Source organism: Flavobacterium ammonificans (assembly GCF_020885975.1).
Lineage (GTDB): Bacteria > Bacteroidota > Bacteroidia > Flavobacteriales > Flavobacteriaceae > Flavobacterium > Flavobacterium ammonificans.
In genome coordinates this window covers 1,281,279-1,294,524 of record NZ_AP025183.1, presented here as the reverse complement: position 1 = coordinate 1,294,524, position 13,246 = coordinate 1,281,279, and the positions used below count along the sequence as shown (strand labels likewise).

Annotated in this window: 13 protein-coding genes; 6 read left to right on the top strand and 7 right to left on the bottom strand. The window is 32.0% G+C overall.

Going from position 1 to position 13,246, the window contains the following annotated elements:
* Positions 1–1,695 (bottom strand): M23 family metallopeptidase, encoded by a 1,695-nt coding sequence (locus tag LPC23_RS05825; RefSeq protein ID WP_229328801.1) that lies wholly within the window; start codon positions 1,693–1,695, stop codon positions 1–3.
* 180 nt (positions 1,696–1,875) lie between these two features.
* Between LPC23_RS05825 and LPC23_RS05820 the strand changes: the two genes are divergently transcribed.
* From LPC23_RS05820 to rny, 3 genes are all read left to right on the top strand, one after another.
* Positions 1,876–2,166: a hypothetical protein gene (locus LPC23_RS05820; protein ID WP_229323513.1), complete on the top strand. Its 291-nt coding sequence runs from the start codon at positions 1,876–1,878 to the stop codon at positions 2,164–2,166.
* A gap of 4 nt (positions 2,167–2,170) precedes the next feature.
* Positions 2,171–2,464, top strand: coding sequence for a cell division protein ZapA (locus LPC23_RS05815; protein WP_229323511.1), 294 nt, complete (start codon positions 2,171–2,173; stop codon positions 2,462–2,464).
* Between the two features lie 208 nt (positions 2,465–2,672).
* Positions 2,673–4,238 (top strand): ribonuclease Y, encoded by a 1,566-nt coding sequence (gene rny / locus LPC23_RS05810; RefSeq protein ID WP_229328798.1) that lies wholly within the window; start codon positions 2,673–2,675, stop codon positions 4,236–4,238.
* A 61-nt stretch (positions 4,239–4,299) separates the two neighbouring features.
* Here the strand turns inward: rny and xerD are convergent, their stop codons facing one another.
* The 3 genes from xerD to LPC23_RS05795 form a co-directional block, all read right to left on the bottom strand.
* A complete protein-coding gene (xerD, locus tag LPC23_RS05805; protein WP_229328796.1) occupies positions 4,300–5,199 on the bottom strand; it encodes a site-specific tyrosine recombinase XerD in 900 nt (299 codons plus the stop codon).
* Positions 5,200–5,270: 71 nt separating this feature from the next.
* Complete coding sequence (locus LPC23_RS05800; protein WP_229328795.1) at positions 5,271–5,684, bottom strand: hypothetical protein; 414 nt, start codon at positions 5,682–5,684, stop codon at positions 5,271–5,273.
* A gap of 16 nt (positions 5,685–5,700) precedes the next feature.
* Positions 5,701–6,225, bottom strand: coding sequence for a DUF3575 domain-containing protein (locus tag LPC23_RS05795; protein WP_229328793.1), 525 nt, complete (start codon positions 6,223–6,225; stop codon positions 5,701–5,703).
* Positions 6,226–6,616: 391 nt separating this feature from the next.
* Here LPC23_RS05795 and LPC23_RS05790 point away from each other — a divergent pair, with 391 nt between their 5' ends.
* The 3 genes from LPC23_RS05790 to LPC23_RS05780 all read left to right on the top strand — a co-directional run bounded on the left by LPC23_RS05790 (position 6,617) and on the right by LPC23_RS05780 (position 10,221).
* Positions 6,617–7,186: a porin family protein gene (locus LPC23_RS05790; protein ID WP_229328791.1), complete on the top strand. Its 570-nt coding sequence runs from the start codon at positions 6,617–6,619 to the stop codon at positions 7,184–7,186.
* 75 nt (positions 7,187–7,261) lie between these two features.
* Positions 7,262–7,675, top strand: coding sequence for a type II 3-dehydroquinate dehydratase (gene aroQ, locus LPC23_RS05785; RefSeq protein ID WP_229328789.1), 414 nt, complete (start codon positions 7,262–7,264; stop codon positions 7,673–7,675).
* A 71-nt stretch (positions 7,676–7,746) separates the two neighbouring features.
* Positions 7,747–10,221: a DUF5686 and carboxypeptidase regulatory-like domain-containing protein gene (locus tag LPC23_RS05780; protein WP_229328787.1), complete on the top strand. Its 2,475-nt coding sequence runs from the start codon at positions 7,747–7,749 to the stop codon at positions 10,219–10,221.
* A 32-nt stretch (positions 10,222–10,253) separates the two neighbouring features.
* Here LPC23_RS05780 and LPC23_RS05775 read toward each other — a convergent pair whose 3' ends face one another.
* From LPC23_RS05775 to LPC23_RS05765, 3 genes are all read right to left on the bottom strand, one after another.
* Positions 10,254–11,129 carry a cation diffusion facilitator family transporter gene (locus tag LPC23_RS05775; RefSeq protein ID WP_229328785.1) on the bottom strand — a complete coding sequence of 292 codons (876 nt, stop codon included), beginning with the start codon at positions 11,127–11,129 and terminating at the stop codon, positions 10,254–10,256.
* An 85-nt stretch (positions 11,130–11,214) separates the two neighbouring features.
* Entirely contained in the window at positions 11,215–12,528 is a 1,314-nt protein-coding gene (gene murA, locus LPC23_RS05770) for a UDP-N-acetylglucosamine 1-carboxyvinyltransferase (protein ID WP_229323497.1), read from the bottom strand.
* Entirely contained in the window at positions 12,529–13,245 is a 717-nt protein-coding gene (locus LPC23_RS05765; RefSeq protein WP_229323495.1) for a DUF4290 domain-containing protein, read from the bottom strand.
* Position 13,246: the final 1 nt, after the last annotated feature.

Genomic DNA, 13,246 nt, shown 5'->3' with positions numbered 1-13,246 from the left:
TTATTTTTTTACACTCCGATTAAATCGAGTTTCAAAGGTAGCAGAATTTCCCATAGCATCTGACACAATTAGTTTCAACTCATTAGACCCATTCAAAAGAAATTCGTCATTAAAAACATGAGTAATTGTATTGGTCTTATTGTCGTACTCAAACAAAACCCAACGTCCGTTCAGAAACCCATCATACTTTTTAATGCCAGAACCCGTATCTGAAATTTGCAATTGGATTGCGTCTTGACTTATCCATTTTCCTTCAATTGGCTTTGCTATTGTTATCTTAGGGGCTAACGTATCTGTAACTAATTTGTATTTCCCTAAAATCTTAACCTTAGCTGAAAAAGTAGTGTCTCTTCTGAAAGTTGGATTGTAAATTAATCTATCTCCTTCAATTCGTGCAATATAGGTTTTATCCTGTTTTTCTTTTGGAATTAAACCATCTGAAATGGTAATAGTGAAATTTGTATGCGCAGGTACACTGTCATCATGAAGATATAAAATACTGTTTCGTACATCAAAATTCATTGTAAAATCGTCATAAAAAGTACCAGCGGGAAAAAATACCGAAGCATTGTCTTTTTCAAAAATATTATCTTTTATAGCTTTTACAAAATACTTAGAAATTGTGGGCTCAGCAGGAACTAGTACAGGAGTAGTATCATATTGAATGGGTACAGAAATAATTGTTTTGTTTCCAAAAAAATCACCCACTTCAATTCGGTATATCCCATCTAAATTGGGTACCGGGGAAATTTGACCTTTCGCTTCATCCGTCTTGATAAAAGACAAATTATATTTAGAATTCATAAATAATTTTTGCACCCGCTGTTTCGTCTTTTTGTATTTGGAATAATCGATTAAGGCATTAATATAACGCATATCATCAAATGAATACGTATCGAATTGATAACCAAAAGTTACTTGTCCATTCAGAATTGAATGCACACTATACACTCCATTTTTATTGAATGAAATGTCATCGTAATCATCTGCAACAATTCCAAAACCAATAGGTCCACTGGCCAACACTTTATCGGCAATAAATCCTCCTTCCTTTTGCATAGAAAAATTGATTAAAATAGGACGTCTAGATTTATTTACTGTTGTCGAGGGACTTAACGGGTAAACATACAAAGCAGAAACTATTGGTTTTTTAGTGTCTTTAATTAAATTATCATAACCAAAAAGCATTGGGTTAATGATAAACTCTGTTTTTGAATCGCGAATTTCAAAATGCAAATGAGGCCCTTCTGAAGCTCCTGAATTACCCGATAAAGCAATCCACTCCCCTTTTTGTATCGGAATTTCTCCCGGTTTGAGATACATTTCAATTTCAAAAGCTTGTTCTTTATAATGCGTTTTTGTTATAAAATCCTGAATGGAACCAACTGCCTTTTGCAGATGAGCATAAACTGATGTATACCCATTTGGATGCGTAATATAGATTGTTTTTCCATTACCAAAAGTCGAAATTTTAATTCGAGAGACATAGCCTTCAGCCACAGCAAAAACCTTCAATCCTTCTTTTTGTTGGGTTTTAAAATCAAATCCAGCATGAAAATGATTCGGACGTAATTCTCCAAAATTCCCCGATAACTGCATAGGAATATCCAAAGGAGAACCAAAATAATCTTTAGGAAAATTATTTTGTGCAACTAATGAAATAGAAAAAAGAAAATAAAAAATAATGAGGCGCATATCAATTTATTTTGGCTAAGATAAAAAAACAAAATCACAAATAAAATCCGATTGAAGTCAAATCCGTAACCCTTTGTATCCTAATAATTTAGTTGTTTTTCAATAAAAAAGCAAATAAACTATTGTATTAATAAAAAGGAATACTAACTTTGTAAGATTAAGTAATGAATTGGAATACTAATGAGTGTGATTGCTGAAATAATTGATACTCTTGAAAATAAGATTGAAAAACTCTTCGCTAGGAATACTAGTTTAGAGCAACTCAATCTAGAATTAAAGACCGAATTATCCAACACAAATGCTATCATACAAAACCAATCTCGTGAGATTGATTCTTTGAAAAAAGAGTATGAAGCACTCAAAATAGCCAACTCATTGCTCGGCAGTGAAGAAAACAAAAGAGATACTAAGCTTAAAATAAATTCGTTAATTCGCGAAATTGATTACTGCATAGCACAGCTATCAGATTAAAATTATGGACGAAAAGCTTAAAATAAAAATATCAATTGCAGATCGAGTTTACCCGTTAACGGTAGACCCATCTCAAGAAGAAGGACTTCGAAGTGCTTCTAAAAAGATTGATACCATGATTAAGCAATTTGAAGAAAATTATGCTGTTCGAGACAAGCAAGATGTATTGGCCATGTGTGCCCTACAATTTGCTTCTCAAGTAGAACAAAAGCAAATCGATAACGCAATTGACGGAGAAGAAACTATCGAAAGATTGAATAAAATCAATACGATATTAGACAACTATCTCAATAAATAATACGTTCTTACATAGACTAAGATACTGCCTACATTAGTTCAATTTGGTAAACTCAACACTAACAATTTAGAATGAGCAAATCATCACTACTATAGCATGCCCTACTTTGGTAAGGAAGCTTGAACAGTGAGTTAGCTCAAAACTTGTCTTTTCGAGTTTATACAAGCACCTAATGTAGGCTTTTTTTATACATCAATTTTTAATTAACATGGACAACATAGTAACAATCATTATTACCGGAATAGTAGGAGTAGTAGCTGGTTTTGCAATTGCAAAAATCTTAGAAAAAAGCAACATTTCGAACCTAATAAAGACAGCGAAAAAAGAAGCAGCATCTATTATCAAAGACGCTAATTTTGAAGCAGAAAACATCAAAAAAGATAAAATTCTTCAAGCTAAAGAAAAGTTTATCGAATTGAAATCTGAACACGAACAAGTAATTTTGGCTCGTGATAAAAAAGTAGCTGAAGTAGAAAAAAGAGTTCGCGATAAAGAATCTCTAATTTCAAATGAATTGGCTAAAGCCAAAAGAGTAAACGACGATTACGAAGCTAAAACACTTGAGTATACTTCTAAATTGGAAATCTTAGAAAAGAAGCAAGCCGAAGTAGAAAGAATGCATAAAAGTCAACTGCAACAGTTGGAAGTGATTTCAGGATTATCAGCAGAAGACGCAAAAGAGCAATTAATTGAAGGTTTAAAAGCTGAAGCTAAAACACAAGCGATGTCTCAAATTCAAGATACTATTGAAGAGGCGAAATTAACTGCACAGCAAGAAGCAAAAAAAATTATTATCAACACAATTCAACGTGTAGGTACAGAAGAAGCAGTTGAAAATTGCGTTTCTGTTTTCAACATTGAATCAGATGATGTAAAAGGTAGAATCATTGGACGAGAAGGACGAAACATTAGAGCGTTAGAAGCTGCTACAGGAGTGGAAATTATAGTAGATGATACTCCTGAAGCAATTATCCTTTCTTGTTTTGATCCAGTACGTAGAGAAATTGCCCGTTTGTCATTACATAAATTAGTAACCGACGGACGAATTCACCCTGCGCGTATCGAAGAAGTAGTTGCTAAAACTGCTAAACAAATCGATGACGAAATCATTGAAGTAGGTAAACGTACTGTAATTGATTTGGGTATTCACGGATTACACCCTGAATTAATTAAAGTGGTAGGTAGAATGAAATACCGTTCATCTTACGGACAAAACTTATTGCAACACTCACGAGAAGTATCTAAGCTTTGTGGTATTATGGCTGCCGAATTAGGATTGAATGTAAAATTGGCGAAGAGAGCTGGTTTATTACACGATATTGGTAAAGTGCCAGATACAGAAAGTGATTTACCACACGCTTTATTAGGGATGCAATGGGCTGAGAAATACGGTGAGAAAGAAGAAGTATGTAATGCTATTGGAGCGCACCACGACGAGATTGAGATGAAATCATTATTGTCTCCAATCATTCAAGTGTGTGATGCTATTTCAGGAGCAAGACCAGGAGCAAGAAGACAAGTATTGGATTCATACATTCAACGTTTGAAAGATCTTGAAGAAGTAGCTTACGGATTTGGCGGAGTAAAAAGTGCTTACGCGATTCAAGCAGGTAGAGAATTACGTGTAATTGTAGAAAGCGAAAAAGTTTCTGATGATAAAGCATCTAACTTATCATTCGAAATTTCACAAAAAATTCAAACTGAAATGACCTATCCAGGTCAAGTTAAAGTAACAGTAATTAGAGAGACTAGAGCGGTAAATATCGCTAAATAAAGTACTCTATCCCCATAAATAAAAAAGGTCAAATTTCAACTTTGAAATTTGGCCTTTTTATTTAATCCTTTCTGGGATGATAAGTATTCATTACTACGGTTAAGAACCTTCTATCTAAATGCACATATATTTCAGTAGTCGTAATGGACTCATGTCCCAACATTAATTGAATAGATCGCAAATCGGCTCCATTTTCTAATAAATGGGTTGCAAAGGAATGGCGTAATGTATGCGGACTGATCGTTTTGTTTAAATTGATTTTGGTTGCCAAATCTTTAATTATAGTAAAAATCATAGCACGGGTAAGCTGACTCCCTCTTCTATTAAGAAAGAGCGTATCTTCAAATCCTTTTTTTACAGCAATATGCGTTCTTATGGTCTCTTTGTATAACTGAATGTATTTTTGAGTCAAATGACCAATGGGCACAAATCGTTGTTTATTTCCCTTACCTGTTACTTTCAAGAATCCTTCATCAAAGAATAAATCGGATATTTTTAAATTGACCAATTCCGAAACACGAAGACCGCAACCGTATAAAGTTTCTAACATTGCTCGATTTCGCTCTCCTTCATTAGAAGACAAATCAATGGCGTTGATTAAAGTATCGATTTCTGCTACAGATAGTGTATCGGGTAGTTTTCTTCCCGTCTTTGGAGTTTCTATTAGCTCTAAAGGATTATCTGAACGATAATCTTCAAAAACCAAATAATTAAAAAAACTTTTTAATCCTGAAATAATTCGAGCTTGCGAACGGGCGTTCACTTGTTTTGAAACACTGTAAATAAATTGCTGAATCGTTTCCTCTGTAATTTTTAATGGCGAAACTTGAATTTGATTTTGCTCTAAAAAAAGACACAAACGATCTACATCAAAAGAATAATTGTCAATAGTATTCTTTGACAATCCCCTTTCGATTCTCAAATACGATTGGTAGTTTTTTATAAAAGTAGTCCAGTTCACTTAACAAAGAAACGCATTTTTTGGACATAAAAAAACCACGTCATACAACGTGGTTTTGATTTAAATAAATTCTAATTTAATTTTTCTAATTCAATATTTGAACCCGAATTTACCCAAATAATTTTCGTGGTAGATACCTTTTTAAATTTTAAAGTTACCGATTGAATACCGTCAACTGCAATTAATTTTATCTCATAAGAATCACTAGAAGAGTTTTCAGAACCGGAATAGATTTTGGGAGATACTTCAGTCATTTCTTTCCAACAAGTCGTGATAATATCACCAAATGTTAATTGACATAAATTATTAGAAGTAAACTTAAAATAAGATTCATCTTGACCTGTACCTGTTGTAGTTGCTTTAAAACCCCAGGTACCTTGTATCCATGCTGGTGGGTTATAAACTGAAGAATTGACTGACTCATCTGAAGAAGAACATCCAAAAAATATGAACGATATAATAAACAATAAAATATTTTTTTTCATTATGAAAAATTATTGATTAAAAAGCATAACCTAAAGCAAAACCAAAGTTTGGTAAAACTCCACTAGCTTTTAATGTGGAAAAAGAAGAACTAGAATCTTTATAACTAAAATTATTATAAGCAAGACCTAAATTTAGATCTAATGAGAATCCACTTCCCCAAACCCATTGATAACCACCTTTAGCACCTATTTTTAAGGCTCCAAAATTAGTTTCACTGCTAATAATTGAGCCGAATTCTGTTTTTACTTTTCCTGCGGAATAACCCGCTTGACCACCTGCATAGAACCCTTTTAAAGCTTCGTCAAAATAATATCTATATTGAATCTCTCCCCCTAAATTAGAATATTTAGATTCTCCTATTTTAAAACCTCCAACTCCCACTCCAAATAAAAGAGATGTATTATCTCCAATTTTGTGTTCAAAACTAACTAAGTCTGTTCCTCCAAGCAGGGACAAAGGATTAGCTTTGATAATGTTCTCTTGTGCATTAGTAAAACCAAACACCAATACAGCAAATGCTGACAAAATAATTTTTTTCATTTTTTTTTAATTTTAAGATTTGAGATGGTAAAATTAGAGGTAATTAAAATTAAAATCAAAAGGTCAAAAATGAAAAAAATGATTTTTACAATTCAAGGAAACTTTTAAAAATAGAATAATTAATGACAAGGCATTGTTTTTCAAAAAACTAACAATACAAGCTCACTAAAAATAGTGATATTTAAAAAAATAAATTTTTAACTTTAATTTAATAAATAAAATCTTATAAAAACATTTTTTTTATTAAATATTAAGTAAATAATTTTAAATTATCAGTAATTAATAAAATAAATTAACATAAATAAAACCATAAATTAGAAAATACATTCGCTATTATTTTACAAATAATTCTTACATTTGGAGTCTCAACCCAAACTTTAAAATTTTAATCATGAAAAAAAATCTTATTACAATTTGTATCATCCTAATTACAACACTATCTGCTCATGCACAAATAGTTAAATTAGGTATTAAAACTGGTGTCAATTACGCTAATCAAAATGGTTCTGATATTACAGTAAACAATGTAAATTATAAATCAGAAGCGATTACCAATTATCACTTTGGTCTTGTTGCAGAACTTCCTCTTGGAGAATCATTTGCCTTTCAACCTGAGGTTTTATATTCCTCTGTAGGAGCCAACTACAAAGCAGCTGGAGTACTAGCTGATATAAACAATGAATTAGGCTATATCACAATTCCAGTTTTGGCAAAAATTAATTTAAGCAAGACATTTAGTTTAGACCTTGGTCCCCAAGCTTCTTTTTTAGTAAGCAATAAGGAAAATGTTTTACTAGATGATCCTAAGTCATTTGATTTTGGTGCAGCAGCTGGATTAGGAATCAAAGTTACTAAAAGCATTTTTTTACAAGGTAGATATGTAGTTGGATTGAGTGAGGCATCTACGAATGCTGAAATTAAAAATTCAGTAGTACAAGTATCCGCTGGATTTTACTTTTAAAACTAAATCAAACTAATTTACATAACCGTTCTATTTATTGGAACGGTTTTTTTATTTTTACAGAAATATCATTGTATGAAAATTTGTATCATTAACGGACCCAACTTAAATCTACTTGGAAAACGCGAACCTGAAGTATATGGAAACCAAACTTTTGAAGCGTATTTTGATACTTTAAAATCAAAATTTCCTTCGATTGAATTCCACTATTTCCAAAGCAATATTGAAGGTGAGTTAATCAGTAAAATTCAAGAAGTTGGTTTTACGTATGATGGAATCATCCTAAATGCTGGAGCATACACTCACACTTCTATTGGTATTGGCGATGCTGTAAAAGCAATTACTTCACCCGTTATTGAAGTCCACATTTCGAATACTTTTGGAAGAGAAGAATTCCGTCATCAATCCTACATTTCAGGAAATGCCAAAGGTGTGATTTTAGGATTTGGTCTTAAAAGTTATGAATTAGCGATTGAATCGTTTTTATAGTTTTTAAAATTAGTTTAACATAATTTTAGTAGCCTCTTTTTAACATAGGTTTAATTTTGTTAAAAAAAACTATGATTAAATGCTTCGCCCCCCTGCTATTTTTTATTTCTTTTCTCAATTTCTCTCAAGTTAAAGGAACTATTACTGATGAAAAAGGAAATCCTATCCCTTTTGCAATTGTATTTGAAGAAAATACTTATAATAGTACAACTGCAAATGAAAAAGGGGAATACGAACTTCAGCTTAAAAAGTCTCAAAACCCTACTTTAGTATTTAAGTATTTAGGTTTCAAAACCAAAAGAGAAACTCTAACAATTAAAGAGACGCCATTTATTCTTAATATAGTTCTAGTAGAAGAAAATTATACTTTGAACGAAGTAATCATTAATACGAAAGTAAATCCTGCGATAGCTATAATTAAGAAAGCCATTGCATCTAGAAAAGAAAATACAGAAAAAGTCAATCGATATACAGCTGATTTTTATTCAAGAGGAATTTTTAAACTTAAAAACTTACCCAAAAAAATTATGGGAATGAAAGTTGACCTTGGAGATAAAATGTCCTCTTATCTAGATTCTACTGGAAGTGGAATAATTTACCTTTCTGAAACTGTTTCGAAAATATCCTTTGAAAAACCGAAACAATTTAAAGAAAAAATAATAGCTTCTAAAATAGCCGGAGATAACAAAGGGTATAGCTACAACACTGCACTTTCTACAGATTATAATTTTTATGAGAATACTGTTAATATCCAAACAAATCTAATTTCGCCAATTGCTAATAATGCTTTTAACTACTACAAATACAAATTAGAAGGTACTTTTTTTGATCAAAATAACCAACAGATTAACAAAATTAAGGTCATCCCAAAACGAGACAAAGAACCTGTTTTTGAGGGTTATATTTACATTGTGGAAGACAGTTGGGCAATCTATGCAATTGATCTAACTGTGAAGGGATACAGAATGAACGATGAGTTCACAGAATCTCTTCAATTGAAACAAAATTTTGACTACAATGCAACAAACAAATTATGGGCAAAAAGTAATCAATCTATAGCTTTTGTTGCAGGTGCTTTTGGTATCCAATTTTTTGGAAACTTCAATCATGTTTTTTCAAATTATAATTTTGTTGAATCCTTTGACAAAAAAACATTTACCAAGGAAATCATCAAAATAGAAAATGATGCCAATAAAAAAGATGATTTATATTGGAATACAGTTCGTCCAATTCCATTGACTCAAGAGGAAGTTCAAGATTACTCTAAAAAAGATTCTATTGAAACTGTTAGAGAATCCAAAAAATACTTGGATTCCATTGATGCTAAAAACAATAAGTTTAAAATAGTAGATTTACTTTCAGGATATAGTTTTAAAAATACTTTTAAAAAATACCTATTGCAATACTATGGTTTAAACTCACTAACATTTAATACGGTTCAAGGCTACAGTTTATCAACTGGAATTTCTTATTCTAAATGGAATGATGAAACTGGAAAAAGAACTAAATTTAAAACTACATTTAATTATGGTTTTGCAGAAGATAGGTTAAGAGTCAGTGGTGAATACAGCCACCGTTTTAACAATATTAATTATGCTAATATAATAATATCAGGAGGGACAAAAGTCAATCAATTTAATGACAATGAACCAATTAGTAATTTCATTAACTCGATCAGCTCTATCTTTTTTAAAAATAACTTTATGAAGTTATACAACAAAGAGTTTTTAAGAGTGCAATACAATCAAGATATCGCGAATGGTGTTAATTTGAGAGGAAAATTAGAATTTTCCCAAAGAAAACCCCTGTTCAATAATTCTGATTACTCATTATTTAATAAGGATCAATTATACACTTCAAACAATCCAATTGCACCAAATGATTTTATAAACCCGGGATTTGAAACACATCGTTTAACTAGCTTTAATTTAGGTGCCAAAATTAATTTTGGAAATAAAATTATTTCCCGTCCAGATGGAAAATACAACATTAAAAATGACAGATATCCTACGCTCTTTTTAAATTATGAAAAAGCTTTTGCAGCTAGTGATAAAAAATATGAATTCTCAAAAATAGATGCTAAAATTTCACATAGTATAACTTTAGGAAATAAAGGAGAATTAGCTGCTACTATTAATGCTGGACAATTCTTTAATGCAGAAAATATTTCCTTTATTGATTTTAAACATTTCAATGGAAATCAAACCCATATTGGATTAGAAGCCAAATATTTGAATAACTTTTTACTACTTCCTTATTATTCTAACAGCACTAATAAAAGTTACTTTCAATTGCATTCTGAATACAACGACAATGGGTTTATTATGAATAAAATGCCATTGATTAGAGCTTTAAAATCAAAATTAGTTATGGGTTATCATGCGTTGAGAACAACCAATGCAAAGCCTTATAATGAATTCAATATTGGTTTAGATAATTTAGGTTTTGGAAAATTTAAGATGTTCCGAATCGACTATGTTCAATCCTATAATGGTGGAATTAGGAATGATGGCATTCTATTTGGATTGAAATTTTTGAATGATTAAGAAAAAAGGCGTTGCAATTGCAACGCCTTTTTTTATTCCGAATCATCTGGTTCGACATGAATTAGAACATGACCCAACTCAGGTATTTCGTCACGTAATGTGTCTTTCAATTGATGCGCCAAATCATGTCCTTCTTTTACTGTAATAGTTGCCTTCACTGTAGCGTGTAAATCGACATGGAATTTCATACCCGACTTACGAATAAAACACTTTTCAGTATCAATAATACCATCTACACTGCTTGCCACTTTTCTTATATTTTCAATTACATCATCGTAGACATGCTCATCCATAATTTCGCTTAATGCAGGTCTAAAAATGAGATAACTATTGTACACAATGAAACCTGAAGCAAATAAAGCTGCCCAATCATCTGCTGATTCATACCCTTTACCTAAAAACAATGCAACAGAAATACCAATAAATGCCGCAACAGAAGTAATTGCATCACTTCTATGATGCCAAGCATCTGCCCTCAAAGAAGAACTATTTGTTTCTTTACTTCTTTTCATCACTAATTGAAAAGAGTATTCTTTCCAAATGATGATTAGACCTAAAACATACAATGTCCATGACTTTGGTAAATCATGCGGTGTTCCAATATTCAAGATACTTTCATACGCTATAATCGTAGCCGAAGTAATCAAAAATCCAACTACCAAGAAGGTAATCAATGGTTCCGCCTTTCCATGTCCATACGGATGATTTTCATCTGCAGGTTTGTTAGAATACTTAATTCCAAATAAAACCAAAAAAGAGGCAAATATATCTGTAGTAGATTCTATTGCATCTGCGATAAGCGCATATGAATTACCAAAAAAACCAGCTAATCCTTTTATGATAGCAAGAGCTGTATTTCCGATAATACTAAAATAAGTAGCTTGTATGGCCGTTTCTACTTTTGGCATTGTATGAGGTGTATAAATTAAAATATCGTTTAGAGATTATAAAAAATGACTCTAAACGATATTTACTATTTGATGTCTATTGTAATTAAGCGCGTACAATTTTAGCACCGATAGCTCTTAAACGCTCATCGATACGCTCATAGCCTCTATCAATCTGATCGATATTTTGAATGGTACTGGTTCCTTTTGCCGAAAGCGCTGCAATCAACAAAGAGATTCCCGCACGAATATCTGGTGATGACATTGTAGTAGCCTTTAATTGTGATTTAAAATCATGACCTATAACCACAGCTCTATGTGGATCACACAACATAATTTTGGCTCCCATATCTATCAATTTATCTACGAAGAACAAACGGCTTTCAAACATTTTTTGATGAATCAAAACATCACCTTTAGCCTGAGTAGCTACAACTAATACAATACTCAATAAATCAGGAGTAAATCCTGGCCATGGCGCATCAGCAATAGTTAATATAGAACCATCAATATCTGTTTTTACTTCATAACCATCCACGTGAGATGGGATATAAATATCATCACCACGTCTTTCCAAAGTGATTCCCAACTTTCTAAATACATTTGGAATAACACCTAAATTATCCCAACTTACATCTTTAATTGTAATTTCTGATTTAGTCATTGCTGCTAATCCAATCCAACTTCCAATTTCGATCATATCGGGAAGAATTCTATGCTCACAACCACCCAAACTTGCAACACCTTCGATAGTCAATAAGTTGGATCCTATTCCTGTAATTTTAGCTCCCATAGAATTTAACATTTTACACAACTGTTGCAAATACGGTTCGCAAGCTGCATTGTAAATAGTAGTAATTCCATTTGCTAAAACAGCCGCCATAACAATATTAGCTGTTCCGGTTACAGATGCTTCATCTAAAAGCATATGTGCTCCCTGCAAACCTTCTGCTGGAGTTTCTACACCATAAAAATGGTCTTCTTTATTGTATCTGAATTTGGCACCCAAATTAATAAATCCTTCAAAGTGAGTGTCTAAACGTCGTCTTCCAATTTTATCTCCACCTGGTTTTGGAATGTATCCTTTTCCAAAACGAGCCAAAAGCGGTCCAACAATCATAATAGAACCACGAAGTGCTCCACCTTCTTTTTTGAAAGCTTCAGTCTCAAGGTAATTTACATTCACCTCATCAGCTTGAAATGTATACGAATTAGGTCCGTTTTTTTTGATTTTAACTCCTAAATTACCTAATAAAGTAATTAATTTATTAATATCAATAATGTCTGGAACATTAGTAATTGTAACTTTTTCTGGAGTTAATAATATAGCACAAAGTATTTGTAAAGCTTCATTTTTTGCTCCTTGTGGTGTGATTTCTCCTTTTAGACGAACGCCACCTTCAATTTTGAAAATTCCCATTTAATTCGATTTATTTTTTTGAAATGTTTTTGATTTTCCTTGCTTATTATTTTTGTTTCCTTGGATCTTTGGCTGACCTGAAGGAGAGATTTTATTAGATACGCGTTTATTAGTTCGTAATAAATCAGTAGTATTAATTAACTCTTCCGTGCTTTGAAGTAAGTTTAATTTGCCATCTGATAATTCATATAAGTGTTCAAAAATCACATCATCTTTCACTGTATCTTTATTCCAACTCAGGTATGATTTTTTCATGTGATTGGCAATTACTTTAACCAACGCATTTTTCATTTCTCCGTCTTCCCATTTATTGGCCACATCAATCATGTATTTGATATTGTTTCCATAATAACGGTATTTTGGAAAATTCTGTGGGTATTGAAGTACATCTGGACGAAGTTGCAATACTTCTCGAGATGGAATTGGGTACGGAGATACTACATCTAATTTAAAATCAGACATAATAAATAATTGATCCCACAGTTTGTGCTGAAAATCAGGTACATCACGCAAGTGAGGATTCAATGTACCCATGACTTGGATAATGTATTTTGCTGCTTTATTTCGCTCCTCAGCATCTTCAATAAGCGTAGCTTGATCAATTAATTTCTGCAAATGACGCCCATACTCTGGAATAATTAAATGCGATCTTTCTGCATTATATTCCAAGTGGTGCACTACTTCATTTGCTATTTCTTTGGTGTATTTTAAACTCATA